Origin of the sequence: Streptomyces sp. NPDC004126, from assembly GCF_050275515.1 — a bacterium.
GTDB lineage: Bacteria > Actinomycetota > Actinomycetes > Streptomycetales > Streptomycetaceae > Streptomyces.
This window is the reverse complement of record NZ_JBNNPF010000001.1, coordinates 271,471-298,033: the sequence shown is the minus strand read 5'-3', so window position 1 is coordinate 298,033 and position 26,563 is coordinate 271,471. Positions and strand designations below refer to the sequence as shown.

Annotated in this window: 22 protein-coding genes; 9 read left to right on the top strand and 13 right to left on the bottom strand. The window is 74.7% G+C overall.

What is annotated here, in order from left to right; all coding sequences use genetic code 11:
- Positions 1-39: 39 nt before the first annotated feature.
- Entirely contained in the window at positions 40-2,562 is a 2,523-nt protein-coding gene (locus ACQKM2_RS01345) for a DEAD/DEAH box helicase (protein WP_427705163.1), read from the bottom strand.
- 145 nt (positions 2,563-2,707) lie between these two features.
- On the opposite strand from ACQKM2_RS01345, the gene ACQKM2_RS01340 reads away from it, so the two are divergent.
- Positions 2,708-3,499, top strand: a complete 792-nt coding sequence (locus tag ACQKM2_RS01340; RefSeq protein ID WP_427705161.1) for a metal-dependent hydrolase — start codon at positions 2,708-2,710, stop codon at positions 3,497-3,499.
- A gap of 42 nt (positions 3,500-3,541) precedes the next feature.
- Here ACQKM2_RS01340 and ACQKM2_RS01335 read toward each other — a convergent pair whose 3' ends face one another.
- The 4 genes from ACQKM2_RS01335 to ACQKM2_RS01320 all read right to left on the bottom strand — a co-directional run bounded on the left by ACQKM2_RS01335 (position 3,542) and on the right by ACQKM2_RS01320 (position 10,810).
- Positions 3,542-5,323 carry an ABC transporter ATP-binding protein gene (locus ACQKM2_RS01335; RefSeq protein ID WP_427705159.1) on the bottom strand — a complete coding sequence of 594 codons (1,782 nt, stop codon included), beginning with the start codon at positions 5,321-5,323 and terminating at the stop codon, positions 3,542-3,544.
- On the bottom strand, positions 5,320-7,197 hold the full coding sequence (locus tag ACQKM2_RS01330; RefSeq protein ID WP_427705156.1) for an ABC transporter transmembrane domain-containing protein: 1,878 nt from the start codon (positions 7,195-7,197) through the stop codon (positions 5,320-5,322). Before ACQKM2_RS01330 ends, ACQKM2_RS01335 begins: the two co-directional genes overlap by 4 nt.
- Before the next feature lie 141 nt (positions 7,198-7,338).
- Positions 7,339-10,275: an FAD-binding and (Fe-S)-binding domain-containing protein gene (locus tag ACQKM2_RS01325; protein WP_427705153.1), complete on the bottom strand. Its 2,937-nt coding sequence runs from the start codon at positions 10,273-10,275 to the stop codon at positions 7,339-7,341.
- Between the two features lie 64 nt (positions 10,276-10,339).
- Positions 10,340-10,810, bottom strand: a complete 471-nt coding sequence (locus tag ACQKM2_RS01320; protein ID WP_427705151.1) for a MarR family winged helix-turn-helix transcriptional regulator — start codon at positions 10,808-10,810, stop codon at positions 10,340-10,342.
- Positions 10,811-10,896: 86 nt separating this feature from the next.
- Here ACQKM2_RS01320 and ACQKM2_RS01315 point away from each other — a divergent pair, with 86 nt between their 5' ends.
- The 3 genes from ACQKM2_RS01315 to ACQKM2_RS01305 all read left to right on the top strand — a co-directional run bounded on the left by ACQKM2_RS01315 (position 10,897) and on the right by ACQKM2_RS01305 (position 14,725).
- Positions 10,897-12,789, top strand: coding sequence for an ABC transporter ATP-binding protein (locus tag ACQKM2_RS01315; protein ID WP_427705148.1), 1,893 nt, complete (start codon positions 10,897-10,899; stop codon positions 12,787-12,789).
- 62 nt (positions 12,790-12,851) lie between these two features.
- The gene (gene mltG, locus ACQKM2_RS01310; protein ID WP_427705145.1) at positions 12,852-13,733 is read left to right on the top strand and encodes an endolytic transglycosylase MltG; all 882 of its coding nucleotides are present in this window, start codon (positions 12,852-12,854) and stop codon (positions 13,731-13,733) included.
- 71 nt (positions 13,734-13,804) lie between these two features.
- Positions 13,805-14,725 (top strand): hypothetical protein, encoded by a 921-nt coding sequence (locus ACQKM2_RS01305; protein WP_427705142.1) that lies wholly within the window; start codon positions 13,805-13,807, stop codon positions 14,723-14,725.
- Here the strand turns inward: ACQKM2_RS01305 and ACQKM2_RS01300 are convergent.
- Both ACQKM2_RS01300 and ACQKM2_RS01295 read right to left on the bottom strand, forming a co-directional pair.
- Positions 14,620-15,804 (bottom strand): FAD-dependent oxidoreductase, encoded by a 1,185-nt coding sequence (locus ACQKM2_RS01300; RefSeq protein WP_427705708.1) that lies wholly within the window; start codon positions 15,802-15,804, stop codon positions 14,620-14,622. The two genes, ACQKM2_RS01305 and ACQKM2_RS01300, sit on opposite strands and share 106 nt — an antisense overlap.
- Positions 15,805-15,862: 58 nt before the next feature.
- Complete coding sequence (locus ACQKM2_RS01295; protein ID WP_427705139.1) at positions 15,863-16,720, bottom strand: helix-turn-helix domain-containing protein; 858 nt, start codon at positions 16,718-16,720, stop codon at positions 15,863-15,865.
- 101 nt (positions 16,721-16,821) lie between these two features.
- On the opposite strand from ACQKM2_RS01295, the gene ACQKM2_RS01290 reads away from it, so the two are divergent.
- A complete protein-coding gene (locus ACQKM2_RS01290) occupies positions 16,822-18,303 on the top strand; it encodes an MFS transporter (protein WP_427705136.1) in 1,482 nt (493 codons plus the stop codon).
- A 54-nt stretch (positions 18,304-18,357) separates the two neighbouring features.
- Here ACQKM2_RS01290 and ACQKM2_RS01285 read toward each other — a convergent pair whose 3' ends face one another.
- The 3 genes from ACQKM2_RS01285 to ACQKM2_RS01275 all read right to left on the bottom strand — a co-directional run bounded on the left by ACQKM2_RS01285 (position 18,358) and on the right by ACQKM2_RS01275 (position 19,929).
- On the bottom strand, positions 18,358-19,041 hold the full coding sequence (locus ACQKM2_RS01285; RefSeq protein WP_427705134.1) for an HAD family hydrolase: 684 nt from the start codon (positions 19,039-19,041) through the stop codon (positions 18,358-18,360).
- Between the two features lie 46 nt (positions 19,042-19,087).
- Positions 19,088-19,567, bottom strand: coding sequence for an Lrp/AsnC family transcriptional regulator (locus ACQKM2_RS01280; RefSeq protein WP_427705132.1), 480 nt, complete (start codon positions 19,565-19,567; stop codon positions 19,088-19,090).
- 83 nt (positions 19,568-19,650) lie between these two features.
- Positions 19,651-19,929 carry a DUF6959 family protein gene (locus ACQKM2_RS01275; RefSeq protein ID WP_427705129.1) on the bottom strand — a complete coding sequence of 93 codons (279 nt, stop codon included), beginning with the start codon at positions 19,927-19,929 and terminating at the stop codon, positions 19,651-19,653.
- Between the two features lie 222 nt (positions 19,930-20,151).
- Here ACQKM2_RS01275 and ACQKM2_RS01270 point away from each other — a divergent pair, with 222 nt between their 5' ends.
- Positions 20,152-21,549 carry a cryptochrome/photolyase family protein gene (locus ACQKM2_RS01270; RefSeq protein ID WP_427705126.1) on the top strand — a complete coding sequence of 466 codons (1,398 nt, stop codon included), beginning with the start codon at positions 20,152-20,154 and terminating at the stop codon, positions 21,547-21,549.
- A 4-nt stretch (positions 21,550-21,553) separates the two neighbouring features.
- The gene (locus ACQKM2_RS01265) at positions 21,554-22,540 is read left to right on the top strand and encodes a MerR family transcriptional regulator (RefSeq protein WP_427705124.1); all 987 of its coding nucleotides are present in this window, start codon (positions 21,554-21,556) and stop codon (positions 22,538-22,540) included.
- Here ACQKM2_RS01265 and ACQKM2_RS01260 read toward each other — a convergent pair.
- Positions 22,464-23,099 (bottom strand): RNA polymerase sigma factor, encoded by a 636-nt coding sequence (locus ACQKM2_RS01260; RefSeq protein ID WP_427705121.1) that lies wholly within the window; start codon positions 23,097-23,099, stop codon positions 22,464-22,466. The genes ACQKM2_RS01265 and ACQKM2_RS01260 overlap by 77 nt on opposite strands.
- Positions 23,100-23,196: 97 nt before the next feature.
- Positions 23,197-23,985, bottom strand: coding sequence for a YoaK family protein (locus ACQKM2_RS01255; RefSeq protein ID WP_427705119.1), 789 nt, complete (start codon positions 23,983-23,985; stop codon positions 23,197-23,199).
- Here ACQKM2_RS01255 and ACQKM2_RS01250 point away from each other — a divergent pair.
- Positions 23,984-24,577 carry a histidine phosphatase family protein gene (locus ACQKM2_RS01250; RefSeq protein ID WP_427705116.1) on the top strand — a complete coding sequence of 198 codons (594 nt, stop codon included), beginning with the start codon at positions 23,984-23,986 and terminating at the stop codon, positions 24,575-24,577. The genes ACQKM2_RS01255 and ACQKM2_RS01250 overlap by 2 nt on opposite strands.
- Before the next feature lie 7 nt (positions 24,578-24,584).
- Here ACQKM2_RS01250 and ACQKM2_RS01245 read toward each other — a convergent pair whose 3' ends face one another.
- Positions 24,585-26,018 (bottom strand): PLP-dependent aminotransferase family protein, encoded by a 1,434-nt coding sequence (locus ACQKM2_RS01245; RefSeq protein ID WP_427705114.1) that lies wholly within the window; start codon positions 26,016-26,018, stop codon positions 24,585-24,587.
- A gap of 46 nt (positions 26,019-26,064) precedes the next feature.
- Here ACQKM2_RS01245 and ACQKM2_RS01240 point away from each other — a divergent pair, with 46 nt between their 5' ends.
- Positions 26,065-26,517 carry a carboxymuconolactone decarboxylase family protein gene (locus ACQKM2_RS01240; RefSeq protein ID WP_427705111.1) on the top strand — a complete coding sequence of 151 codons (453 nt, stop codon included), beginning with the start codon at positions 26,065-26,067 and terminating at the stop codon, positions 26,515-26,517.
- Positions 26,518-26,563 lie beyond the last annotated feature (46 nt).

Genomic DNA, 26,563 nt, shown 5'->3' with positions numbered 1-26,563 from the left:
GGCCGGGCGGGGCCGCCCGCGGTGGCTTGCGGATTCCGGTCAGAGCTCGCCGAGCTCGCCGACCGAGGTGACCCGGATGACGGCCCGGCCCTCCTCGTCGGACGCGGCGAGGTCGACCTCGGCGCTGATGCCCCAGCCATGGTCGCCGTTCGGGTCGGCGAAGGTCTGGCGGACGCGCCACAGGCCGTGCGCCGGGTCCTCCTCGATCTGGAGCAGCTTCGGGCCGCGCGCGTCGGGGCCGGTGCCGAGGTCGTCGTACTCGTCCCAGTACGCGTCCATGGCCTCGCCCCAGGCGTCGGCGTCCCAGCCGGACTCGGCGTCGAGCTCGCCCAGCTGGTCGACGTGGTCCAGGGCCGCGAGCTCGACCCGGCGGAACATCGCGTTGCGGACCAGCACGCGGAAGGCGCGGGAGTTGGCCGTGACCGGCTTGACCTGGTCGGCCTTCTCCTGGGCCTGCTCCGCCGTCTCCACCTCCGGGTTCGCCAGCTGCTCCCACTCGTCGAGGAGGCTGGAGTCGACCTGGCGGACCAGCTCGCCCAGCCAGGCGATGAGGTCTTCCAGGTCCTCGGACTTCAGGTCGTCGGGGATGGTGTGGTCCAGCGCCTTGTACGCGCTCGCCAGGTAGCGCAGCACGATGCCCTCGGTGCGGGCCAGCTCGTAGAAGGAGGTGAACTCGGTGAAGGTCATCGCCCGCTCGTACATGTCGCGGATGATCGACTTCGGGGAGACGGGGTGGTCCCGCACCCACGGGTGGCTCTTGCTGTAGACGTCGTAGGCGTGGACGAGCAGCTCTTCGAGGGGCTTGGGATAGGTCACCTCCTGGAGGCGCTCCATCCGCTCCTCGTACTCGATCCCGTCGGCCTTCATCGCGCCGACCGCGATGCCCCGCTCCTTGTTCTGCTGGGCCGCCAGGATCTGGCGCGGGTCGTCCAGCGTGGACTCGACGACGGAGACCATGTCCAGGGCGTAGGAGGGGGACTCCGGGTCCAGCAGGTCGAAGGCGGCCAGCGCGAAGGTGGACAGCGGCTGGTTCAGCGCGAAGTCCTGCTGGAGGTCGACGGTGAGCCGGATCGTGCGGCCCTCGGCGTCCGGGGTGTCGAGCTTCTCGACGACGCCGCCGTCCAGCAGCGAACGGTAGATCGCGATGGCCCGGCGAATGTGGCGCAGCTGGGCCTTGCGCGGCTCGTGGTTGTCCTCCAGGAGGTGGCGCATCGCCTGGAAGGCGTCGCCGGGGCGGGCGATCACCGAGAGCAGCATGATGTTGGTGACCTTGAAGCGGGAGGTCAGCGGCTCCGGGTCGGCCGCGATCAGCTTCTCGAAGGTGGTGTCCGACCAGGCGACGAAGCCCTCGGGGGCCTTCTTGCGGACCACCTTGCGGCGCTTCTTCGGGTCGTCGCCGGCCTTCGCGAGGGCCTTCTCGTTCTCGATGACGTGCTCGGGCGCCTGAGCGACCACGAAGCCGGCGGTGTCGAAGCCGGCGCGGCCGGCCCGGCCGGCGATCTGGTGGAACTCCCGGGCGCGCAGCGTGCGGACGCGGTTGCCGTCGTACTTGGTGAGCGCGGTGAACAGCACCGTGCGGATCGGGACGTTGACGCCGACGCCGAGGGTGTCGGTGCCGCAGATGACCTTCAGCAGGCCGGCCTGGGCCAGCTTCTCGACCAGGCGCCGGTACTTGGGCAGCATGCCCGCGTGGTGGACGCCGATGCCGTGGCGGACGTAGCGGGAGAGGTTCTGGCCGAACTTGGTGGTGAAGCGGAAGTTGCCGATCAGCTCCGCGATCTTGTCCTTCTCCTCGCGGGTGCACATGTTGATGCTCATCAGCGACTGCGCCCGCTCGACCGCCTGGGCCTGGGTGAAGTGCACGATGTAGACCGGCGCCTGCCGGGTCTCCAGCAGCTCGGTGATGGTGTCGGTGATCGGCGTGGTCACGTACTCGTACGAGAGCGGCACGGGCCGGGTCGCGGAGCGGACCACCGAGGTCGGGCGGCCGGTCCGGCGGGTCAGGTCCTCCTCGAACCGCTTCACGTCGCCGAGGGTCGCCGACATCAGCACGAACTGCGCCTGGGGCAGTTCCAGCAGCGGGATCTGCCAGGCCCAGCCGCGGTCCGGCTCCGCGTAGAAGTGGAACTCGTCCATCACGACCTGGCCGATGTCGGCGTACTTGCCGTCGCGCAGGGCGATGGAGGCCAGCACCTCCGCGGTGCAGCAGATCACCGGGGCGTCGGCGTTCACGGACGCGTCGCCGGTCAGCATGCCGACGTTCTCGGTGCCGAAGAGCTTGCACAGGTCGAAGAACTTCTCCGACACCAGAGCCTTGATGGGCGCGGTGTAGAAGGTGACCTTGTCCTGGGCCAGCGCGGTGAAGTGAGCCCCGGCCGCCACGAGGCTCTTGCCGGAGCCGGTCGGGGTCGACAGGATCACGTTCGCGCCGGAGACGACCTCGATCAGCGCCTCCTCCTGCGCCGGGTACAGGGTGATGCCCTGGTCCTCCGCCCACGAGGAGAAGGCCTCGAAGAGGGCGTCGGGGTCGGCGGTCGGCGGGAGCTGATCAATGAGGGTCACGCCCCCCATCTTGCCTGGCTTCCCCCTGGAAGAGGGAACCGGCGGACGGAACGAAGATCACCGCGGGTACGCTGGGCCGTCGCGGCGGCCCGACCGGAACCCTCCACAGGGCCCCACCACAACAAGACCGGGGCGGGAAAAGACCATGATGGGTCCGGCGCACTCACTGTCAGGGGCGGCGGCCTGGCTGGGGGTGGGTGCGGGCGCGGCCGCGTTCGGACACCCGATGCCCTGGCCCGTGCTGGTCGTCGGCGCCCTCATCTGCGCCGGTGCGGCCCTCGCCCCCGACCTCGACCACAAGTCGGCGACGATCTCGCGCGCCTTCGGCCCCCTCTCCCGGGGCCTGTGCGAGGTGGTCGACAAGATCTCCTACGCCGTCTACAAGGCGACCCGCTCCCCGCGCGACGCCCGCCGCAGCGGGGGCCACCGCACCCTGACGCACACCTGGCTCTGGGCCGTGCTCATAGGCGCGGGATCCTCGGCCGTAGCGGTCGGCTTCGACCGCTGGGGCGTGCTGGGACTCCTCTTCGTGCACCTGGTGCTGGCCGTCGAGGGACTGCTGTGGCGGGCGGCCCGGATGTCCAGCGACGTCCTGGTCTGGCTGCTCGGCGCGACCAGCGCGTGGATCCTGGCCGGGGTCCTCGACGAGCCCGGCAACGGCGCGGGCTGGCTGTTCACCGGCCCGGGCCAGGAATACCTCTGGCTCGGCCTGCCGATCATGCTCGGCGCGCTGGTCCACGACATCGGCGACGCGCTGACGGTCTCCGGCTGCCCGGTCCTGTGGCCCCTGCCCATCGCCGGGAAGCGCTGGTACGCCGTGGGCCCGCCGAAGGCGATGCGCTTCCGCGCCGGGAGCTGGGTCGAGCTCAAGGTGCTCATGCCGGTCTTCATGCTCCTCGGCGGCGTGGGCGGCGCGGCGGCCCTCGGCTTCATCTGAGCCCCGGCCGCCCGCCGCCTCCACGCCCCGGCGACGGCCCCGTCAGCCGTGCCAGGACCGCCACAGGGCCGCGTACGCCCCGTCGGCCGCCACCAGTTCGTCGTGCGAGCCGAGTTCGCTGATCCGGCCGCCCTCGACCACCGCGATCACGTCCGCGTCGTGCGCGGTGTGCAGCCGGTGCGCGATCGCGATGACGGTACGGCCGTCCAGCACCCGCGCCAGCGAACGCTCCAGGTGCCGGGCCGCCCGCGGGTCCAGCAGCGAGGTCGCCTCGTCCAGCACCAGCGTGTGCGGATCCGCCAGCACCAGCCGGGCCAGGGCGACCTGCTGGGCCTGAGCCGGGGTCAGCGTGCTCCCGCCGGAGCCCACCTCGGTGTCGAGCCCCGCCTCCAGGGCCCGCGCCCAGCCGTCGGCGTCCACCGCGCCCAGCGCCGCCCACAGCTCGGCGTCCGCCGCACCCGGCCGGGCCAGGCGCAGGTTGTCCCGCAGGGTGCCCACGAACACGTGGTGCTCCTGGTTGACCAGCGCCACGTGCTCGCGCACCCGCTCCGCGGGCATCCGCGACAGCCGGGCCCCGCCGAGCGTGACCTCGCCCGTCCGCGGCGCGTAGACGCCCGCCAGCAGCCGGCCCAGCGTCGACTTGCCCGCGCCCGAGGGGCCCACCAGCGCCATCCGGGTGCCCGGCGGCACGGACATCGACACCCGGTGCAGGACGTCCACGCCCTCCCGGTAGCCGAAGCGGACCTCCTGCGCCCGCACGTCCCGGCCCTCCGGGGCGACCGCCCGGTCACCGGCGTCCGGCTCGATCTCCCGTACGCCCACCAGCCGCGCCAGCGACACCTGCGCGATCTGCAGCTCGTCGTACCAGCGCAGGATCAGGCCGATCGGGTCGACCATCATCTGCGCCAGCAGCGCCCCCGTGGTCAGCTGGCCCACCGACATCCAGCCCCGCAGCACGCAGTAGCCGCCGACCAGCAGCACCGCGCCGAGGATCGTCACATAGGTGACGTTGACGACGGGGAACAGGACCGTCCGCAGGAACAGCGTGTACCGCTCCCACGCCGTCCACTCCTTGATCCGCCGCTCCGACAGCTCGATCCGCCGCCCGCCCAGGCGGTGCGCCTCGACGGTGCGCCCCGCGTCGACCGTCTCGGTCAGCACGGCCGCGACCGCCGCGTACCCGGCGGACTCCGAACGGTAGGCCGAGGGAGCCCGCCGGAAGTACCAGCGGCACCCGGCGACCAGCACCGGCAGCGCCACCAGCGCGGCCAGCGCCAGCGGCGGCGCGGTGACCGCGAGCGCGCCGTACAGCAGCCCGGCCCACACCACGCCGATCGCCAGCTGCGGCACGGCCTCGCGCATCGCGTTGGCCAGCCGGTCGACGTCGGTGGTGATCCGCGACAGCAGGTCGCCGGTGCCGGCCCGCTCCAGGACGCCCGGCGGCAGGCCGACCGACCGCACGAGGAAGTCCTCGCGCAGGTCGGCCAGCATCTCCTCGCCGAGCATCGCCCCGCGCAGCCGCACCAGCCGGACGAAGCAGGTCTGCACGGCCAGCGCCAGCGCGAACAGCAGCGCCACGCGCCCCAGATGGAGTTCGCGCGTCCCCGCCGAGAGGTCGTCCACGACCTGGCCCAGCAAGTACGGGCCGGCCATGGAGGCGACCACCGCGACCGCGTTGACCGCCACCAGCAGCACGAAGGCCCGCCGGTGCCGCAGCAGCAGCCCGCGCACGTAGCCCCGTACGGTCGCCGGCGTGCCCACCGGCAGGGTGGTGGCCGTCTCGGGGGCCGCCGGGTCGTAGGGCGGCGGAGCCACGCCGATCATGCGGATTCCTCGATCCCTGTGAGTTCCTCGGCCGGTACGGCCGGTGCGCCCGGTACGGCTGGTACGCCCGGTACGGACGCGCCGGACGCGGCCGACCGCTGTTCCTCTTCCGTCTCCCGCGTGACGACCGCCCGGTAGCGGGGCTCCCCGCGCATCAGCTCGCGGTGGGTGCCCGCCGCCACCGCCTTCCCCTCGTGGACCAGGACGACCCGGTCCGCGCGGTCCAGCAGCAGCGGCGAGGAGGCCAGCACCACCGTCGTGCGCCCGGCGCGCAGCCCCGCGATCCCCTGGGCGATCCGCGCCTCGGTGTGCGAGTCCACCGCCGACGTCGGCTCGTCCAGCACGAGCACCTCCGGGTCGGTCACCAGGGACCTGGCCAGCGCGAGCCGCTGGCGCTGCCCGCCCGACAGGGACCGGCCGCGCTCGGTGATCCGGGCGTCCATCGGGTCCTCCACGCCCTCGGGAGCCGACTGGAGCAGGGCGTCCAGGACGTCCCCGCACCGGGCGGCGGCCAGCGCGGCGGCCGCCGTGACCGACCCGGAGGCCGGTACGTCGAACAGCTCCCGCAGCGTCCCGGACAGCAGCACCGGATCCTTGTCCTGTACGAGGACGAGCCCGCGCGCCGCGTCCAGCGCGAGTTCGTCCAGCGCGACCCCGCCCAGCAGCACCGGGGCCGCCGCGCCCGCGCCGTCCACCGGATGCCCGCCGAGCCGCTCCGCGAGCCGTCCCGCCAGGTCCGGGTCCCCGCAGACGACCGCCGTGAACCGCCCGCCCGGCGCCAGCAGCCCCGTCCCCGGGTCGTACAGGTCCCCGCCCGGCGCCGGAGCGGCCGCCGGCCCGGCCGCGGCACCCTCCGCCCCGTTCTCGGCCCCGTCCTCCGTGCGCGTCAGCGACAGCACCCGGGCCGCCCGCGCGGCCGAGGGCCGCGAGAAGGAGTAGGCCTGCGCGATCTCCTCGAAGTGCCGCAGCGGGTACAGCATCGTGGCCACGGCGCTGAAGGCCGCGACGAGTTCGCCGACCGCCAGCCGGCCGTCCCGCACGAGCACCGCGCCGTACCAGACCACGGTGATCAGCAGGGCGCCCGGCAGCAGCACCTGGATCGCGGAGATCAGCGCCCACATCCGGGCGCTGCGCACGGCCGCCTCGCGGACCTCCTGGGAGGCCTCCCGGTAGCGGCCCAGGAACAGTTCCTCACCGCCGATGCCGCGCAGTACCCGCAGGCCCGCCACGGTGTCCGAGGCCAGCTCGGTGGCCCGGCCGGCCTTCTCCCGCTGGAGGTCCGCGCGCCGCGTGGCGCGCGGCAGCAGCGGCAGCACCGACAGGGCGAGCACCGGTACGCCCGCCGCGACGACCACGCCGATGGCCGGCGCGTAGAAGAGCAGGCCCACGCAGATGGCGACGACCGCGAAGGCGGCGGCGAGGAAGCGGGACACCGCCTCCACGAACCATCCGATCTTCTCGACGTCACCCGTCGACACGGTCGTGACCTCTCCCGCCGCGACCCGGCGGGTCAGCGCGGAGCCCAGCTCGGCGGTCTTGCGGGCGAGGAGCTGCTGCACCCGCGCGGCCGCGGTGATCCAGTTGGTGACGGCGGTGCGGTGGAGCATGGCGTCGCCGGCCGAGATGGCCGCCCCGAACAGCAGCAGCAGTCCGCCGGCCAGCAGCAGCCCGGAGCCGTCGCGGTCCACGACGGCCTCGACGCCCACCCCGACGGTGTAGGGCAGCCCGGCCACCCCGCAGAAGTGCACGAGGCCCCAGGCCAGGCTCCGGGCCTGGCCGCCGAGCTGTCCCCGGCCCAGCCACCAGAGGAACCGGGGCCCGGAGCGGGCGTCGGGTACCCCCGGATCCGGATAGGGAAGATCGCTGATCTGCATGACGCCCCATGACTGGTCGAATGAGTGCAACCCGCGCAAGGTTCGTCTCATGGACCGGACGGCGGCAATCGATTTTCCGGGCCGGGGGCGCGCGTACAGCGCCTGTTCCGGCGTACGCGCCCCCCTGCGCGCCGGGCCCGTTCAGGGGCGCGTCGCGCGCTCCAGCTCGACCAGCACCGAGTGGTAGGGGCGGCCCGTGGCCCGGTCCATGCCCACCTCGCACATCCGGTTCGCCGACAGGTACGCGTCGAACTCCCGTGCCCTCACCTCCGCGGCCTCCCGCGCCGTCGCCGCGGCCGTCAGCTCCGGGTGCAGCATCCCCCGGTCGCCCGCGAAGGCGCAGCAGCCCGCGTCGTCCGGGACCACCACCTCGGCGGCGCAGGCCCCGGCCACGGCCCGCAGCTGCGCCTCGCCGCCCAGGTGCCTCGTCGAGCAGGTCGGGTGGAGGACCGCCGAGCCGACGGTGCGCCGGACCTCCAGGTGCGGCAGCAGCTCCTCGGCCGCCCACACGACGGAGTCGACGATCCGCAGCTCGGCGTGGAGGGCCAGGTTGTCCGCGGTCAGGAACGGGACCACCTCGCGGGCGAGGCCCAGGGTGCAGGAGGAGGCGTCGACCACCAGCGGGAGCCGGCCCCCGGCCGTCCAGCCCCAGGCGGCCTCGACGATCCGGTTGGCCATCAGCCGGTTGCCGGCCTCGTAGCCCTTGGAGTGCCAGATCGTCGCGCAGCAGGTCCCGGCCACGTCGCGGGGGATCCACACCGGCTTCCCGGCCCGTTCCGACACCGCCACCACCGCCTCCGGCAGCGACGGCCCGGGGTCTCCCGCGGGCCCGCCGAAGATCCGGTTGACGCAGGCCGGGTAGTACACGGCGGCCGCGCCCACCCGCCGGGTCCCGGGCAGCCGCCGCGCGGCGGCGCCGGGCACCTGCGGCAGCCACTCGGGCACCAGGTCGGGGCGGACGGCCTTGCGCGCCGCCCCCGTGACGGCCTCCAGCACCCGGTCCCCGAGGGCGTGCGTGATCTTCCCGGAGGCGGCCACGGCCAGCCGGGCACCGGCCTCGACGGTCCGGAACCGCCGGGCGGCCAGCTCGGCGGCCCGCTCCTCGCGCGCGCCGTGCCGGCGGTGGCGGAAGTCCCGCATCAGCGCCCCGGTGTCGATCCCGACCGGGCAGGCGAGGGCGCAGGTGGAGTCGCCCGCGCAGGTGTCGACGGCGTCGTAGCCGTAGGCGTCGAGCAGTTCGGCGAGCACGGGGGAGCCCGGCCGCTGCCGCGTCATCTCGCGGCGCAGCACGATCCGCTGGCGCGGAGTGGTCGTCAGGTCTCCGCTGGGGCAGGTCGGTTCGCAGAACCCGCACTCGATGCAGGAGTCGGCCACGTCCTCCACCCGGGGGATCGTCTTCAGGCCGCGCAGGTGGGCCAGCGGGTCCCGGTCGAGCAGGATGCGCGGGGCCAGCACCGAGTCCGGGTCGACGAGCCGCTTGGTGCGCCACATGAGGCCGGCCGCCTTCGCCCCCCACTCCAGTTCCAGGAAGGGGGCCATGTTGCGGCCGGTGGAGTGCTCGGCCTTCAGCGAGCCGTCGAACCGCTCCACCGTGAGGTGGCAGAAGGCGTCCATGAAGGCCGCGTACCGGTCGACGTCGGCGGGCTCGGCGGCGTCGAAGGCCAGCAGGAAGTGCAGGTTGCCGTGGGCGGCGTGACCGGCGACGGCCGCGTCGAAGCCGTGCTCCGCCTGGAGCGCCAGCAGCGCCTCACAGGCCTCCGCCAGCCGCGACGGCGGCACCGCGAAGTCCTCGGTGATCAGGGTGGTGCCGGGCGGGCGGGCCCCGCCGACGGCGGTGACGAAGGCCTTGCGGGCCTTCCAGTACCCGGCGATGGCGGCCGGGTCGCTCGTGAAGGAGTTGGTGACGGAGGCGACCGGCGCGACCAGCTCCAGCGCGGGCAGCACGGCGGCCGCGCGGCGCTCGTACTCGGCGCGGGCCGCCGCGTCCGGCGCCCGGAACTCCACCAGCAGCGCGGCGGTTTCCTTCGGCAGCTCCGCCCAGTCGGCGGGCACGCCCGCGACGCTGACCGAGGCGCGCAGGGTGTTTCCGTCCATCAGCTCGACGGCGATGGCGCCCGCGTCGTTGAAGAGCGGTACGGCGGCGGCCGCGGCGGGCAGGGACGGGAAGAAGAGCAGCGCGCTGGTGAGCTCGCGGTCCAGGGGGAGCGTGTCGAAGACGACCTCGGCGATGAAGCCGAGCGTGCCCTCCGAGCCGACCATCAGGCCGCGCAGGATCTCGACGGGCGTGGTGCCGTCCAGGTAGGCGTCGAGGCGGTAGCCGGTGGTGTTCTTGATCTCGTACTTGGCCCGGATCCGGGCGACGAGGGCCGGATCCGCCTCGATCTCCCGCTTGAGCTCCATCAGCCCGTGGCACAGGCCCGGTTCCGCGCGGGCCAGCTCCTCGTCCGCGAGCGGGTCGGCGGTGTCCACGACGGTGCCGGTCGGCAGGACCAGGGTGAGCGAGGACAGGGTGCGGTACGAGTTCCTCGTGGTCCCGGCCGTCATGCCCGAGGAGTTGTTGGCTACGACCCCGCCGAGGGTGCAGGCGACGGCGCTGGCCGGGTCGGGGCCCAGGATCCGGCCGTGCCGGGCGAGGGCGGCATTGGCCCGGAACACGGTCGTGCCGGGCCGGATCCGGGCCCGCCGGCCCTCCTCCAGCACCTCGACGCCCGTCCAGTGGCGGCGTACGTCGACGAGGATGTCCTCGCCCTGCGCCTGGCCGTTCAGGGAGGTCCCGGCGGCCCGGAAGACCACCTCGCGCTGCTTGCCGTGGGCGTACGAGAGGACCGCGGAGACGTCGTCGATGTCCTCGGCGACCACCACGACCTGCGGGACGAACCGGTAGGGGGAGGCGTCGGTGGCGTAGCGGACCAGGTCGGAGACCTTCCACAGCACCTTCTCGGCGCCGAGCAGCTCGCTCAGCTCGGCGCGCAGGGCGGGCGGGGTGCCGCCGGCCAGGTGCTCGGGGACCCGGTCGGGGGCCGGGGCGCCCGTGGCGCGGGGGCGCAGGGCTCCCGGCTTCGGTTCGAGCAGCGGCATGGGCAGCCCCTTCGTCCGTCGCGGTCCGGTACGGGCGCCGGGGCCGGCGCCCGTACCGCCCGTCTCAGCAGCGGCGCTCCGCGGGAGCGTCCGTGAGCGCGTTCAGCAGGCCGCCGAGCACCTCGCGCTGTCCGGCGGTCAATGGAGCAAGGATCTCCTCTGCGGCGTCCGTCCGCGCGTTGCGCAGACGGCGCAGCGTGGCGCGACCGGTTTCGGTGAGCTCGATCCGGATCACGCGGCGGTTCGCGGGGTCGGGGACGCGGCGCACGCAGTCGGCGGCCTCCAGCCCGTCCACGAGGGTGGTCACGGCACGCGGTACGACCTCAAGGCGCGTTGCCAGGTCGGCCATTCGGGGCGGCTGGTCGCCGCCGTAGTGCGAGACGAGGCGGAGCAGCCGGCCCTGGGCCGGGGTGATCCCGAGGGGCTCCATGTGGCGCTTCTGGATGCGGTGGAGCCGGCGCGTGAGGCGCAGCAGCTGCTCGGCGAGGACGCCGTCGGTGGAATCACGGGTGTCGGTCTCGGAACCGGTGCTCATACTGGGAACAGTATCAGGACCGGATTCATTGTGAGCATAGGTAACAATGAGCTAGGCTCATCACAGTCCCGCCTGTAAGGAGGCCCATGCCCCACGACGAACCGAAGTGGACCCCATCGAACGAAGCCCTCGACCCCACCCGCCCGGCCCCGGCGGACCGCCCCCGCGAGCTGCGCCGCATCGTCGGCCTGTTCCGCCCCTACCGCGGCCGGCTCGCCGTGGTCGGAGCGCTCGTCGGCGCCTCCTCGCTGGTCGGCGTGGCCTCGCCGTTCCTGCTCAAGGAGATCCTGGACGTCGCGATCCCCCAGGGCCGGACCGGGCTGCTCAGCCTGCTCGCGCTCGGCATGATCCTCACGGCGGTCGTGACCAGCGTCTTCGGCGTGCTCCAGACGCTGATATCCACCACCGTCGGCCAGCGCGTCATGCACGACCTGCGCACCGCCGTCTACGCCCAGCTGCAGCGGATGCCGCTGGCCTTCTTCACCCGGACCCGCACCGGCGAGGTGCAGTCCCGGATAGCCAACGACATCGGCGGCATGCAGGCCACCGTCACCTCGACCGCGACCTCGCTCGTGTCGAACCTGACCGCCGTGATCGCCACCGTCGTCGCGATGCTCGCGCTCGACTGGCGGCTGACCGCGGTCTCCCTCCTGCTGCTGCCCGTGTTCGTGTGGATCAGCCGCCGCGTCGGCAACGAGCGCAAGAAGATCACCACGCAGCGGCAGAAGCAGATGGCCGCCATGGCGGCGACCGTCACCGAGTCCCTCTCGGTCAGCGGCATCCTGCTCGGCCGCACCATGGGCCGCTCGCAGTCCCTCACGGACGCCTTCGCCGAGGAGTCCGAGAAGCTCGTCGGCCTGGAGGTGCGCTCCAGCATGGCCGGGCGCTGGCGGATGTCCACCATAGGCATCGTCATGGCCGCCATGCCGGCGCTGATCTACTGGGCCGCCGGCATCGCCCTGCAGACCGGCGCCCCCTCGCTCTCCGTCGGCACCCTCGTCGCCTTCGTCACCCTCCAGCAGGGCCTGTTCCGGCCCGCCGTGAGCCTGCTGTCGACCGGTGTGCAGATCCAGACCTCGCTCGCGCTGTTCGCCCGGATCTTCGAGTACCTCGACCTGCCGGTGGACATCACCGAGCGGGAGGAGCCCGTGCGGCTGGACCGCGCCCGGGGCGAGGTCCGCCTGGAGGACGTCCACTTCGCCTACGAGGCGAAGACCGGTCCCACCCTCACCGGCATCGACATCACCGTCCCGGCCGGCGGCTCCCTCGCCGTGGTGGGCCCCACCGGCTCCGGCAAGAGCACCCTCAGCTACCTGGTGCCGCGGCTCTACGACGTGACCGGCGGACGGGTCGCCCTCGACGGGGTCGACGTGCGCGACCTCGACTTCGACTCGCTGGCCCGGTCCATAGGCGTCGTCTCCCAGGAGACCTACCTCTTCCACGCCTCGGTCGCCGACAACCTGCGCTTCGCCAAACCGGACGCCACCCGGGAGGAGATCGTCGAGGCCGCCCGCGCCGCGCAGATCCACGACCATATCGAGTCCCTGCCCGACGGCTACGACACCCTGGTCGGCGAGCGCGGCTACCGGTTCTCCGGCGGCGAGAAGCAGCGCCTGGCCATCGCGCGCACGATCCTGCGCGACCCGCCGGTGCTCATCCTCGACGAGGCCACCAGCGCGCTCGACACCCGCACCGAGCACGCCGTGCAGCGGGCCATCGACAACCTCTCCAAGGGCCGCACCACCATCACCATCGCGCACCGCCTCTCCACCATCCGCGACGCCGACCAGATCGTGGTCCTGGACGCCGGCCGGATAGCCGAGCGCGGGACGCACGAGGAACTGCTGGGGGCCGGCGGCCGCTACGCCGCACTGGTCCGCCGGGACCGGGACGCCGCCGCCCAGGCGCCCGACCGGGAGCGCGGCGACTCCGGGAGAGGGCCCGCGGGCGAGCCCGCACCCACTCCGGTGAACGTGTGATCGTACGACCGGGGCGGGGTGTGATGCCTGAAAGGTGCAGGTTCGGGCGTTAACGTGCCCGCATGTCTGACGAGCACCGGCCCTACCAGGCGCACCAGCCGCCACCGCGCCGCTCCCGGCTCACCCGGCGGGGCCGCCTGGTGCTCCTCCTCGGCACGCTCCTCGGCATAGGGCTCGCCACGCTGGTGGTCGGACCCCTGCTGCCGGAGGAGGAACCGCCCGAGAAGCCGCGCCGGCTGCTGATCCCCGAAGGCTGGCGGGCCGCGCAGGTCTACGCCGCCGTCGACCGCGAACTACGGCTTCCCGCAGGCACCGCCCGAGCGGCCGTCGCCACGGCCTCCCTGGACCTGCCGGCGGAGGCGAAGGGCAACCCGGAGGGCTACCTCTTCCCGGCGACCTACCCGGTGACCAAGGAGTCCACCCCGGCCTCACTGCTCTCGACCATGGTGCGCACGGCCCACCGCAAGCTCGCCACCAAGGCCGTCGCCGACGGCGCCAGGGCACACGGGATGACCCCGTACCAGACGGCCACCCTCGCCAGCGTCATCGAGGCGGAGGCCGACGACCCGGCCGACATGGGCAAGGTCTCCCGGGTCGTGCACAACCGGCTGGCGAAGTCGATGCCCCTCCAGATGGACTCCACCGTCAACTACGCCCTGGGCCGCACCACCGTGGACACCACGCTCGCCGACACCCGCATCGACCACCCCTTCAACACCTACGCGCACCAGGGCCTGCCGCCCACCCCCATCGACAGCCCGGGCCTGCGGGCCATGGCGGCCGCGGTCGCGCCGACACCCGGGGACTGGCTGTTCTTCGTCACCGTCAAGCCCGGCGACACCCGCTTCTCGGCGACCTACGAGGAACACAGGAAGCACGTCGCGGAGTTCAACCGGCTGCGCGCCGCCGCCGGCCCGCCGGCGAAGGCCCCCGCCGCGAAATGAGCAGGCGCCACCGCGGCGCCCCGGCCTACCATCGGCCGCCTGACGGGACGCGCGGACGGGGGCGGCGGAGCATGGGACGATCATGGTGGACACGCCGTACGAGGACCCGCGCGCCCGCGCCGGCCGGGCCGGACGGCACCGCGCCGCAGGCGGAGGAAGCGCACGAGGACCGGGAGGCGATCGCCGCCCGGAAGCACCTGGAGGAACTCTGGGGCAGTGACGTGGCGGACTGGCAGGAGTGGCTGGCCCGTTCCCCGGAAGGGGTCGACCTGCTCCTCTGGTGGCACCGGCGGGGCGAGCTCACCGCCCTCGTCGGCCCGGACCGCCACCGCGAGCGCCTCGCCCTGCTGCTGTCGCGGGCCGCCCCGCGCGACATCGCGGCCATGGGCCTGGGCTGCAGCCGCCGGGTCGACCGGCGCTGCCGCACCCCGGAGGTCTGCGGCCAGGACCCCGCCCCGCCCCCTCCCGGCAGCCCGGCCCCTGACAGGTCCGGCCCCGTGCCAGGGGCGTGCAGCCGCTTCATCGACTGCTACAGCGCGCACGAGATCCGGGTCCACTTCACCGGCGACGACCGGCACCGCACGGTGCTCCTGCTCCGGGGCGGCCCGGACGCGGCCCGCATGTGGGTGGACGGGGTCCCCGTCGGCGAGGGCCGCTGGCTGGACAACGGCGGGTGGTGGCAGGACGACCGGTTCTACGTGATCCGCGTCGGCGGCCCCGACGACCATCCGCTCCAGGGCCTCGGCGACATCGGGGCCTGGCTCTACAGGATCGTCTCCCTGCTGGTGTACGACGCAGAGCGGGGCGTGGAGCACGTGCTCGTCCCCGGGCCCGGCGAGGAGTGGACGGACCCGGTGCTGGACATCCGCGACGGCGTCGTCCGCGTCTACGCGACCGAGGAGGCCCGCGAAGCCGGCACCGCCGACCGCGAGTACCCGGTGGACGGCGCGGCCCCGGCCCCCGCCGGGGAGCCCGGCCCCGCCGCGGGCTGAGGCGCCGCCGGGCGCCGGGCCAGCAGGCGGCGTATCTCGCGCACCGCGGCGCCGCCCGCCCGGTTGGCGCCGATCGTCGAGGCCGACGGGCCGTAGCCCACCAGGTGGACCCGCTCGTCGCGCACCGCCCTGGTCCCCTCCACCCGGATCCCGCCGCCCGGCTCGCGCAGCCGCAGCGGGGCCAGGTGGTCGACGGCGGCCCGGAAACCGGTGGCCCACAGGATCACGTCGGCGTCCACGCTCCGCCCGTCCGCCCACGCGACGCCGGTCGGGGTGATCCGGTCGAAGACGGGGAGCCGCTCCAGCACCCCGGAGTCCAGCCCCGCCCGCACGGCATCCGTCAGGGCCAGCCCGGTCACGCTGACCACGCTCCGCGGGGGCAGTCCCCGCCGGACCCGCTCCTCCACCAGAGCCACCGCAGCCCGGCCCTCCGCCTCCCCGAAGGCCCCCTCGCGGAACACGGGCGGCCGCCGCGTCACCCAGGTCGTCCCCGCCGCCACCCCGGAGACCTCCAGCAGGTGCTGCACCGCCGAGGTGCCGCCGCCCACCACGACCACCCGGGCCCCGGCGAACGCCCCGGGCCCGGGGTAGTCCGCGGTGTGCAGCTGGCGGCCCCGGAACAGCTCCTGGCCCGGGTAGCGCGGCCAGAACGGCCGGTCCCAGGTCCCGGTGGCGTTGACCAGCGCCCGCGCCGACCAGTTCCCGGACGCCGACTCCACGAGCAGCCGGCCCCCGGCCCCCTCGCGCACGGCCGTCACGTCCACGGGACGGCGTACGCGCAGCCCGAAGCGCTCCTCGTACGCCGCGAAGTACTCGCCGATCACCTCGGACGAGGGCCGCAGCGGGTCGGCGCCGGTGAGCTCCATGCCGGGCAGTGCGTGCATGCCGTGCACCTTGCCGTAGGTCAGCGAGGGCCAGCGGAACTGCCAGGCCCCGCCGGGGCGGGGCGAGTGGTCCAGCACCACGTGCCCGATGCCCGCCCGCGCCAGGTGGTAGGCGCTGGACAGCCCCGCCTGACCGGCCCCGACGACCACCACGTCCACGTCAGTCGCGTCCACGTCCGCCGCGTCCCTCAGCATGTTGTTCACGGTTCTACCAACCCGCGGGGGGTGCGGGATCTTCCCCGGCGAGCCGGGGTCACCGGCCCCGGACGGGGGCGAGGTCGCGCAGGCGGACGAGGCCCTGGCGGGTCTCCTCGTCCAGCGGGACGAAGGTCGTCAGCCGCGCCCCCGAGGCAGGGCCGAGCCACAGGCTGGTGTGCTCCAGGCGCAGCAGCCCCACGTGGGCGTTGCGGATGTACTTGGTGTTGCCGCCCGCCGCGACCACCTCGTGCCGGGCCCAGATCTCCCGGAACTCCGGCGAGGCCGCCTCCAGCCGGGCCAGCAGCGTCTTCCACGCGGGCTCCGCCAGGTGCCCGGCCATGGAGGCCCGGAACTTGGCCGCCAGCAGCCGGTTCACCTCCGGCATGTCGACGAGGGAGGCCCGCCAGTCCGCGTTGGTGAACGCCAGCCACATGCAGTTGCGGTCTTCGGGGGGCAGCGCGTCCAGTTCGCACAGCAGGCGCCCGTACGTCCGGTTGTAGGCCAGGATGTCGTAGCGGCTGTTCTGCACGCAGGCGGGGATCGGGTCCAGCTGGTCGAGCATGGCCCGCAGCGCCGGGGTGACGCTCGGGCAGCGGGTGTCCGGCGCCGGGTCGGCGCTGCCCGCCAGCGCGAACAGGTGCGCGCGCTCGCTGGAGTCCAGCAGCAGGGCCCGTGCCAGCGCGTCCAGCACCTGGGAGGACACCTGGATCTCGCGGGCCTGCTCCAGCCAGGTGTACCAGGTGACGCCGACGGCGGAGAGCTGCGCGACCTCCTCGCGGCGCAGCCCCGGGGTGCGCCGGCGCGGGCCCCGGACCAGCCCGACCTGCTCGGGCGTGATCCGCTCGCGGCGGCTGCGCAGGAAGTCGGCGAGCTCGTGGCGGCGCAGGTCGCTCTCGGGGGCAACGGTGGTCATGACACCAGGATGCGGTACCGCGCATCCCGTTGCCAGGTACTCCCGCTACCAGGATGAAGAGACTCTGGTACCAGGCTGAGCGGCGGCGGATCGTTCCTTCCGTGAGCGAAACAACCGTACGCACGACCCACCCGTCCCCGTCCGTCCCCGCGTCCCCGGCCGCCCCGGCTACCGCCGCGGCCCCGGCCGCCGCCGCGGAGCCCGCAGTCCTCACCCCGCTCGGGCTGTTCACCGTCCTGCTGGGCGCCGCCCTCCCCCTGATCGACTTCTTCATCGTCAACGTGGCGCTGCCCGCCATCGACGCCGACCTCGCCGCCGGCCCGGCCATGCTGGAACTGGTCGTCGGCGGCTACGGGGTCGCGTACTCGGTGCTGCTGGTGCTGGGCGGGCGGATCGGCGACACGGTCGGCCGGAGGCGGCTCTTCATCGTCGGGATGGCCGCCTTCGGGGTGACCTCCCTGGCCTGCGGCCTGGCGCCGACCGCCTGGACCCTGGTCGGCGCGCGGGTGGCGCAGGGCGCCGCGGCGGCGCTGATGCTGCCCCAGGTGCTGGCCACCATCCAGGCCACCACCCAGGGCCCGCGCCGGGCCCGCGCGATGAGCCTGTACGGGGCCACCGCCGGCCTGTCCATGGTCGCCGGGCAGATCCTGGGCGGAGTGCTGGTCGCCGCCGACGTGGCCGGGTCCGGCTGGCGCTCGGTGTTCCTCGTCAACGTGCCCGTGGTGGTGGCGGGGCTGGTGCTCGCCGTCCGGGCCGTCCCCGAGACCCGCTCGGACCGTCCGGCGTCCGTGGACGTCCCCGGGACGCTGCTGCTCGGCCTCACACTGGTGTCCCTGCTGCTGCCGCTGACCGAGGGGCGGGCGGCCGGCTGGCCGCTGTGGACCTGGGCGGCGCTGGCCGTCTCCCCGTTCGCGGCCCTGGCCTTCTACCTGGTGGAGCGCCGCGCCGACCGGCTCGGGCGCACCCCGCTGGTCCCGCCGAGCCTGCTGCGGCTGGTGTCCCTGCGGCGCGGGCTGGTGATGCTGGTGCCGTTCTCGATCGGCTTCAGCGGTTTCATGTTCGTGGTCGCCGTCGCCCTCCAGCAGGGCCTGCGCATGGGCCCGGTGGCCGCGGGGCTGGCGCTGGTGCCGATGGCCCTTGCCTTCTTCGGCGCCTCCCTCGCCGGACCCCGGCTGGTCGGCCGGTTCGGCACCCGGGTCGTCACCGCCGGCGGGCTGATCCAGGCCCTGGGCATCGCGCTGGTGCTGGCGGCCGTCCGGTACGGCTGGCCGGACCTCGGTCTCGCGGCACTGGCCCCGGGCGTCGCCGTCGCGGGCCTCGGCCAGGGGCTCCAGCTGCCGGTGCTGATGCGGCTGATGCTCTCGGACGTCCCGGCGGACCGGGCCGGAGTGGGCAGCGGCGTCATGATCACCACCCAGCAGTCCTCGCTGGCCCTGGGCGTGGCTACCGTGGGCACCCTCTTCCTCGCGCTGGCCGAATCGCTGGGGATGCGGGACGCGCTCGCCGTGGTCCTGCTGGTCCAGCTCGGCCTGATCGCGGTGACCGCGGCCCTGAGCCTGCGCCTGCCGCGCGCGATGCGCTGAACGGGACCGGGGGCCGCCCGCGCCGGCCGCCCCCGCCCCCGCCGCGTCGGCGCGTCAGGCGCGGGCGGCCCCGCGCGCGAACAGCCACTCCTCGGCGGCGTCCGCGTCGAACTCCCGCTGGCCGCCCGCGAAGAGCAGCCCCGCCGCCGCGAACGCCGGATCGCCGGCGGTCTCCGCCACGTACGGGACCGCCACGCAGCCCATCCCGGCGGCGTGCGCGGCCAGCGCCCCCGGCGCCGCGTCCTCGACCACCACGCAGTCGGCGGGCCGGGCCCCGAGCCGGCGGGCCGCCTCCAGGAACACGTCCGGGGCGGGCTTGCCCCGCTCGACCTCCTCGGCGGAGACGACCGTCGTCAGCAGCGCGGCCAGCCCGGTGCCCTCCAGCACGGCGTCGATCGCCTCCCGCGAGGAGCCGGAGGCCACCGCCATCGGCACGCCCCGCGCGTGCAGCCGCTCCACGAAGGTCCGCATCCGGGGGAAGGCCTCCGTGCGGGTGCGGGCCAGTTCCAGGTAGGCGGCGTTCTGCTCGGCCAGCAGCTGTTCGACCGGGGGCCGCAGGCCGTAGCGGTCCTTGAGGACCTCCAGGGTCTCCAGCGTGCCGATGCCGATGAACCGGGAGTGCTGCTCCCACGTGAAGTCGGGCACGCCGTGCCGCTCCAGGGTGAGGCGCCCCGACTCGTAGTAGTTCGGCTCGCTGTCCACGAGGGTGCCGTCGAGATCGAATATGACGGAGATCATCCGTTGTGCCCGTCCTGCCGGTCGTGTACCTGTCCCGGCCATCCTGTCAGGATTTGTGCGCCGCCCGCCCCACGGACTCCACCAGCGGCAGCAGCCGGTGCGCCACCCGCTCCCGCAGGGCGACCTCCGTCCGCGTGCGGACCACCCCCGGAAGCCGGATCAGCCGCTGGATCACGTCCTCCAGGTGCCCGGCGTCCCGGGCCACGACCCGCGTCAGCAGGTCCCCGCCGCCGGTGATCGAGAAGGCCTCGACGATCTCCGGAACGGTCGCCAGCGCGTCCCCGACCTCGTCCAGGTGCCCCTGGGTGACCTCGATGTGCACGAACGCCAGCACCGGATGCCCCAGCGCGGCGGGGGAGAGGGCCGGCCCCGAACCGGTGATCACCCCGGTGCGCTCCAGCCGGTCCAGCCGGGCCTGGAGGGTACCGCGCGCCACGCCGAGGATCCGGGCGTACTCGCGGACGCTGGTGCGCGGCTGCTCGATCAGCAGGCGCAGGATCCGGGTGTCGAGCTCGTCCACCGCCATGTCAGGACTGTACCAATGGCCCGGATCGTCCCGCCGCCCGGAACGACCCCGCCCGACCACGGGAAGCGGCTGTGACCGCGCCCCTACGCGCGTGGTCCGTAGGGGCGCTTGATGCCGTGGGCATCCAGCGCGCGCTCGTAGTGATCCAGCAGTGCGTCGAAGTCGGCCAGGAGAATCGTGGCCGCCTCGTGGGCGTCATCGACGTCACCCTGGGCACAGGCCTGCACGATCTCGGCAACGTCGGCGCGGATGATCGACAACGAGTCCCCCTGGATCAGTACCCCCGGGAAGTGGCGTGGGGGCAACCGGACGACCGCGTCGTTGCCCGGATCCGTGAACAGCTCAGCCTCGATGCGTTCCATCGAGCCATCCAACAGCAGACGCCGGCCCGCACCAAGCCGTATCCGCGCCCGTCAGCGTTTCCGGGAGTTGCGCGGCGATCCTGCGCGAGGTTCACCTCACGAAACATGGGCCACAGCCCGGGAAGCGCCCGCATCCGATCGCGCCCCCGGCGCCGAAGAACAGGGCGACAGTCGAAAAGGGTGACAGCCGCCGCCCCCAGCCCCCGACACGGAGCCGAGCGCATGAACACCGCAGTGGTCCTGTACACCTCCGACCTGCGCGTGCACGACCACCCGCCGCTGCGGGCCGCCCTCTCGTCCTGCGACCGGATCGTGCCGCTCTTCGTCCGCGACCGGGCCATCGCGGACTCCGGCTTCGCCGCGCCCAACCGGCTGGCCTTCCTCGCCGACTGCCTCGCCGACCTCGACGCGGCCCTGCGCGAGCGCGGCGGCCGGCTCGTCCTGCGCTCCGGGGACGCCGTCGCCGAGGTCTGCGCGCTCGTCCGGGAGGCCGACGCCGACGAGGTGCACATGGCGGCGGGCGTCAGCGGCTACGCCCGGACCCGCGAGGAACGGCTGCGCGAGGCACTGGAGGCCCAGGGGCGCCGGCTCTACACCCACGACACCGTGGTCACGGCGGTCGCCCCCGGAGCGGTCGTCCCCGCCGGCTCGGGCGCCGACCACTTCTCCGTCTTCACCCCCTACCTGCGCCGCTGGACGGAACTGCCCCAGCGGGCCGTGGCCGCCGCCCCCCGCCGCGTACGCGTCCCCGAGGACATCGGCTCCGAGGAGCTGCCCCGCCGCGCGGACGTCACCGGGACCTCCCCGGGCCTCGCGCGCGGCGGCGAACGCGAGGCCCGGCGGCTGCTGACCAACTGGCTGCGCTCCGGCATCACCCGCTACGAGGACGTCCACGACGACCTCGCCGCCGACGCCACCTCCCGCCTCTCCCCGCACCTGCACTTCGGCACCCTCTCGCCCGCCGAGGCCGTCCAGCGCTCCGCCGCCGCGGGCGGCGCCGGAGCCGAGGCCTTCGTCCGGCAGCTGTGCTGGCGCGACTTCCACCACCAGGTCCTCGCCGCCCGCCCCGAGGCCGCCACCGCGGACTACCGCACCCGGCACGACCACTGGCGCACCGGACCGGCCGCCGAGGAGGAGCTCCAGGCGTGGAAGGACGGCCGCACCGGCTACCCGGTGGTCGACGCCGCCATGCGCCAGCTGGGCCACGAGGGCTGGATCCACAACCGCGGCCGCCTGCTGGTCGCGAGCTTCCTCGCCAAGAGCCTCTACGTCGACTGGCGCGCCGGCGCCCGCCACTTCCTCGACCTCCTCGTCGACGGGGACGTCGCCAACAACCAGCTCAACTGGCAGTGGGTGGCCGGAACCGGCACCGACACCCGCCCCAACCGGGTCCTCAACCCCGTCCGCCAGGGCATCAAGTACGACCCCGACGGCCGCTACGTCCACCGCTGGGTGCCCGAGCTGGCCGGACTCCCCGCGCCCCGCGTCCACGAACCCTGGCGGCTGCCCGGCACCGAGCGGGCCCGGTACGACTACCCGCCGCCGCTCGTGGAACTCGCCGACGCCCTCGACCGCTTCCGCCAGGCGCGGCCCGGCGCGGCACCGGGCGGCGTACCGTAGGCCGGTGGATCCCGAACCCGCCCTGAGCACCGGCGCCGTCGCCCGCCGCCTCGGGGTCTCCCCGACCACGCTGCGCTCCTGGGAGCGCCGCTACGCCATCGGCCCGGCCCACCGCGAGGACGGCCGGCACCGCCGCTGGACGCCCCGGGACATCGCCCGCCTGGAGGAGATGTGCCGGCTCACCGCACGGGGCGTTCCCCCGTCCGAGGCGGCGCGGGCCGCGCTGGGCGCAGCACCCGCCGCCCGCGCGGGCGGGAGGGCGGCGGCCGTGGTGCCGGGCGGGCCCGGTGCCCTCCCCCTCGGGGAGGCGCGGCCGGAGGGACGGGGGCTCGCACGGGCCGCCGTACGCCTGGACCAGCCGGCGGTGGCGGAACTGCTGGAGGCCGCCCTGGCGGAACACGGCCTGGTCACGGCGTGGGAGGAGGTCATCGCGCCGACCCTGCACGCGGTCGGGCGCAAGTGGGCCTCGGCGGGGGAGCGTTACGTCGAGGTGGAGCACCTGCTGTCCTGGCAGGTCTCCGCCGCCCTGCACCGGATCCGCCCCGCGCCGGACCAGGCGCGGATGCCCCCGGTGCTCCTCGCGTGCGTCCCCGGGGAGCTGCACAGCCTGCCCATCGAGGCCCTGGCGGCGGCCCTGGGCGAACGGGGCGTGCCGGTACGGATGTTCGGCGCCGCCCTGCCCGCCGGGGCGCTGTGCGACGCGGTACGGCGTACGGGTCCCCGTGCCGCCGTGCTCTGGGCGCACTCCCGCACCACCGCGGACCGGGGCCTGGCCCGCTCGGTCGCCGGCATCGAGTGGGGGCTGCGCGGGGCCCGGGGCCACTCGGCGCTCCTGCTCGCCGGACCCGGCTGGGGCCCGGAGTCCCAGGGGCCGCGCACCGGGCGGCTGTTCGGGCTGCGCTCCGGACTCGGCGTCATCGCGGACCTGGCGGCCGGGCAGGCTCCAGCGACCGCCGCAGGGCGTGCAGGGCCCGCCGCATATGGCTCTTGACGGTCCCCAGCGGGAGCCCGGTGCGCTCCGCGATCTGGCTCTGGCTCAGATCGGCGTAGAAGGCCAGGCACAGCACCCGCCGCTGGGCCGGGGGAAGCCGGGCCAGCTCCCCGAGGACCAGCACCCGGTCCACGGCGTGGTCCGGCGGCGGCCCCTGCACCCCCTCGCGCGGCTCCCCGGCGCGCCGCGCGGCGGCCCGCACCACCCGGGCCAGCCGCACCCGGGCCTCCAGGGCGTCGGCCACCTTGTGCCGGGTGATGCCGGTCAGCCAGGCCCCCATCCCGCCGGGCCCCGGGCGGTACCCGGCCCGGCCGCGCCAGGCGGCGAGGAACACCTGCTGCGCGACGTCCTCGGCCTCGCGCGGATCGCCCAGGGCGCGCAGGGCCAGGGCGTGCACCATGGGCCGCCAGCGGCGGTAGACGGCCTCCGCGCAGCCCTCGTCGCCGGCGGCGAACCCGGCGGCCACGAGCCCGGGCTCCGCGGCGGCACCGGTGGGGCCGGCGGCACCGGCGGGGGCGTCGTCCTGCGGGCGGGAGCCCTGCGGGGGAGCGGTGTCCATGGGACGAGCCTCCCGAGACGGCGCCGGGGCCTCCACTTGCACTGTTTCCGCATCGATTCCGCCCCCCCGTCTCCGTCCCGCGCGGGTCCGCCCCCGCTCAGCAGGTGCCGGGGCGCAGCGCCGGCTGCCGCACGTAGGCGAGGCCGACCGCGCACACCACCGCCGACGCCGGCAGCAGCAGCCAGTTCACCGTCCACCCGGCCCGCACCAGCAGGGCCCCGGTCAGCCCGCCCGTGAACATCGCGGCGACCGCCCACGCGCGCCGCCCCCACGCCCCCGTGCCGTACCCGAAGGCGCTGTCGCGCCCCAGCGCCGAGCCGCCCAGGAGGGCCGTCATCGACCGGGTCACCAGAGTGGTCGGCACCCCCGGCAGGTTGACCCGCATGCTGGTGACGTTGCGGAAGCCCATCGCCACCGCCAGCACGCCGGCCGTCATCAGGTGCCGCGCCTCCGGGTTCCCGTACCGGGGCGGCACGCCCCACCCGACGCAGGCGGCGGCCAGGACCAGCGCCGCCTCCACCGCCAGGCCGATCACGAACCAGTGCCGCCCCCGGGCCTGCGCGGCCCCCTCCAGCCGGGCCGCGCACACCGCGCCGACCGCGAACGACAGCAGCGACACCCCCGACGCCAGCGCGGGCAGGCTCCCCTGGTGGGCCGCGCCGAAGGCGAGGAACAGCACGTTGCCGGTCTGCATGGCGGTGAACACCGGCCCCAGGGCCAGCAGGCTGACGGCCTCGATCAGCCCGGTCACCCAGGTCAGCACCAGCAGCAGGACGGTCAGCCGCCTGCACTCACGCACGTCCATGACGCCCGACAGTGACACGCCCGCCCGGCTCCGGCGGCCCGACATGCCGGGCGCGGGCGCACCGCCGTAGGGTCCGGGCATGAGTGAACTGCTACTGGTGAGGCACGGGGAGACGGCCTGGAGCGCGAACGGGCGCCACACGGGGCTGACCGACGTGCCGCTGACCGCACAGGGCGCCGACGAAGCCCTCTCGCTGGCCCCCTTCTTCCGCGACCGCGAGCCCGCCCTGGTGCTGACCAGCCCCCTCAGCCGGGCCGTCGCCACGGCCCAACTCGCCGGGCTCACCGGCGGGATCCCCGAACCCGACCTCCACGAATGGGACTACGGCGGCTACGAGGGCGTCACCACCGCCGAGATCCGGCGCACCCGCCCCGACTGGTCGCTGTGGACCGACGGCGTCCCGCCGGGCGACGCGCAGCACCCCGGCGAGCAGGCCGCCCAGGTGGGCGTCCGCGCCGACCGGGTCCTCGCCCGCGCCGCCCGGACGCTGAGCGCCGGCCGGGGCGACGTCGTACTCGTCGCCCACGGCCACTTCCTGCGCGTGCTGACCGCCCGCTACCTCGGCCTGCCCCCGCAGGACGGCAGGCTCTTCCTGCTGCGCACCGGCACGGTCAGCGTGCTGTCCACGGAGCACGGGCTCCCGGTCATCGCGGGCTGGAACACCCGCCCCTGACCGCCCCTCAGGCCGCTTCCGGGGGTTCGGGCAGGGCCAGGCACAGGGCGTCGAGCGCCGCCCCGAAAGCGTGCTCGGGCGGGGTGCCGTAGCCCAGCACCAGGCCGTCCCGCGGGGGCATGGCGCTGTCCGGGTGCAGGTACGGACCCAGCCCGTCCAGCGCCAGTCCCGCCCGCCGCGCCGCGCGCAGGGCGGCCGCCTCCGTACCCGGCGGCAGCTCCAGCACCGCGTGCAGCCCCGCCGCGACCCCGCTGACCCGGACGTGCGGGGCCTCGGCCGCGAGCCGCGCCGCCAGCAGGTCCCGGCGGCGCCGGTAGACCTGCCGCATCCGGCGCAGGTGGCGGTCGTAGCCGCCCGAGGAGACGAACTCGGCCAGGGTGAGCTGGTCCGTCACCCCCGACCACATCTCGCGCTCCCCCTTCGCCTCCAGGACCTCGTCCACCAGCCGGCCCGGCAGCACCATCCAGCCCATCCGCAGCGCGGGCGACAGGCTCTTGCTGACGGAGCCGACGTAGACGATCCGCTCCGGGTCCAGGCCCTGCACGGCGCCGACCGGCTGGCGGTCGTAGCGGAACTCCCCGTCGTAGTCGTCCTCGACGACGAGCCCGCCGCGGGCCCGCGCCCAGTCCACCGCCGCCGCCCGCCGCTCGGGGTGCAGCGGCCCGCCCGTCGGGAACTGGTGCGCCGGTGTGAGCAGCACCGCCCGCGCCCCCGTCCCCGCGAGCTCCCCGACCCGCGCGCCGCGCCCGTCCACGGTCAGCGGTACCGTCTTCCTCCCCGCCCGCTCCAGGACCTCCCGGTGGAACGGCAGCCCGTACGACTCGACGGCGACCGGGCCCGTCAGGACCCCGCCCAGCAGTTCCAGCGCGTGCGCGAACCCGGAGCAGAGCACGATCCGGTCGGGGGAGGTCCGCACCCCCCGCGCCCGCGCGAGGTACTCCGTCAGCGCGCGCCGCAGCTCGATCCGGCCGCGCGGGTCCCCCACCCCGAAGGCGTCGTGCGGGGCGGCGGCCAGGGCCCGCCGGGCCGCGCCCAGCCAGGCCGTACGGGGGAAGGCGGAGGCGTCCGGGGAGCTGGGCAGCAGATCGTGGACGGTACGCCGCCGCACGGGCCGGGCCGGACCGCGCGGCCGCTCGGGCTCCAGCGGCACGGCCCGCTCCGCGACCCGGGTGCCCGACCCCTGGCGCGCCGACAGCCAGCCCTCCTCGACCAGCTCGGCATACGCGTCGGCGACGGTGTTGCGGGCGATCCCCAGGTCGGCGGCGAGCGTCCGGTAGGGCGGCAGCCGGGTGCCCGGAGCCAGCCGCCCCGAGTGCACCGCCTCCCGCAGGGCCCGCATCAGCCGGGCGCGCAGGCTGCCCCCGCCGCCGAGGTCCAGGTGCAGATCACTGCCGTTGCCGGAGGCCGGCCCCTCCGCCGAATTGACCCAGGATTCCCGCATGGAAATGAACCCTACGCCCGGTCGATCACGCCCATAGGTTCTTCACATGACAACTTTTCAGGTTCCCGAACGCATGAACTTCTCCGCCGTCGCCCCCCGCGTCTTCAAGGCCGTCCTCGCGCTCGACGCCGCCGCGCGCAAGGGCCTGGACCCCGTCCTGCTGGAACTGGTCCAGATCCGCGCCTCGCAGATCAACCGCTGCGCGTACTGCATCGACTACCACACCGGCGACGCCCGCAAGGGCGGCGAGTCGGAGCAGCGGATCTACCAGCTCTCCGCCTGGCACGAGTCCAGCCTGTTCACCGAGAAGGAACGCGCCGCCCTCGCCCTGACCGAGGAGATCACCCTGCTGCCCGGCGGAGTCTCGGACGCCGTCTACGACGAGGCCGCACGGCACTTCGGCGAGGAGGAGCTGGCCCAGCTGATCGCGCTCGTCTTCACCGTGAACACCTGGAACCGGATGAACGTCACCACCCGCAAGACCCCCGGCACCGAGTAGCCCCGTCCGCCCCACCTGCCCCGCCCGCCTCGCGCGCGGCCGTCCC

Bases quoted from the DNA above. Each gene is read 5' to 3' on its own strand.
- mltG (WP_427705145.1), top strand. From the start codon at position 12,852: ATGTCTGACGAGCACCGGCCCTACCAGGCGCACCAGCCGCCACCGCGC.
- ACQKM2_RS01315 (WP_427705148.1), top strand. From the start codon at position 10,897: ATGCCCCACGACGAACCGAAGTGGACCCCATCGAACGAAGCCCTCGAC.
- ACQKM2_RS01340 (WP_427705161.1), top strand. From the start codon at position 2,708: ATGATGGGTCCGGCGCACTCACTGTCAGGGGCGGCGGCCTGGCTGGGG.
- ACQKM2_RS01255 (WP_427705119.1), bottom strand. From the start codon at position 23,985: ATGCCCGGACCCTACGGCGGTGCGCCCGCGCCCGGCATGTCGGGCCGC.
- ACQKM2_RS01325 (WP_427705153.1), bottom strand. From the start codon at position 10,275: ATGCCGCTGCTCGAACCGAAGCCGGGAGCCCTGCGCCCCCGCGCCACG.
- ACQKM2_RS01285 (WP_427705134.1), bottom strand. From the start codon at position 19,041: ATGATCTCCGTCATATTCGATCTCGACGGCACCCTCGTGGACAGCGAG.
- ACQKM2_RS01260 (WP_427705121.1), bottom strand. From the start codon at position 23,099: ATGGACACCGCTCCCCCGCAGGGCTCCCGCCCGCAGGACGACGCCCCC.
- ACQKM2_RS01305 (WP_427705142.1), top strand. From the start codon at position 13,805: ATGGGACGATCATGGTGGACACGCCGTACGAGGACCCGCGCGCCCGCG.
- ACQKM2_RS01240 (WP_427705111.1), top strand. From the start codon at position 26,065: ATGACAACTTTTCAGGTTCCCGAACGCATGAACTTCTCCGCCGTCGCC.
- ACQKM2_RS01280 (WP_427705132.1), bottom strand. From the start codon at position 19,567: ATGGCGGTGGACGAGCTCGACACCCGGATCCTGCGCCTGCTGATCGAG.
- ACQKM2_RS01275 (WP_427705129.1), bottom strand. From the start codon at position 19,929: ATGGAACGCATCGAGGCTGAGCTGTTCACGGATCCGGGCAACGACGCG.
- ACQKM2_RS01300 (WP_427705708.1), bottom strand. From the start codon at position 15,804: ATGCTGAGGGACGCGGCGGACGTGGACGCGACTGACGTGGACGTGGTG.
- ACQKM2_RS01245 (WP_427705114.1), bottom strand. From the start codon at position 26,018: ATGCGGGAATCCTGGGTCAATTCGGCGGAGGGGCCGGCCTCCGGCAAC.
- ACQKM2_RS01250 (WP_427705116.1), top strand. From the start codon at position 23,984: ATGAGTGAACTGCTACTGGTGAGGCACGGGGAGACGGCCTGGAGCGCG.
- ACQKM2_RS01320 (WP_427705151.1), bottom strand. From the start codon at position 10,810: ATGAGCACCGGTTCCGAGACCGACACCCGTGATTCCACCGACGGCGTC.
- ACQKM2_RS01270 (WP_427705126.1), top strand. From the start codon at position 20,152: ATGAACACCGCAGTGGTCCTGTACACCTCCGACCTGCGCGTGCACGAC.
- ACQKM2_RS01335 (WP_427705159.1), bottom strand. From the start codon at position 5,323: ATGATCGGCGTGGCTCCGCCGCCCTACGACCCGGCGGCCCCCGAGACG.
- ACQKM2_RS01295 (WP_427705139.1), bottom strand. From the start codon at position 16,720: ATGACCACCGTTGCCCCCGAGAGCGACCTGCGCCGCCACGAGCTCGCC.
- ACQKM2_RS01330 (WP_427705156.1), bottom strand. From the start codon at position 7,197: ATGCAGATCAGCGATCTTCCCTATCCGGATCCGGGGGTACCCGACGCC.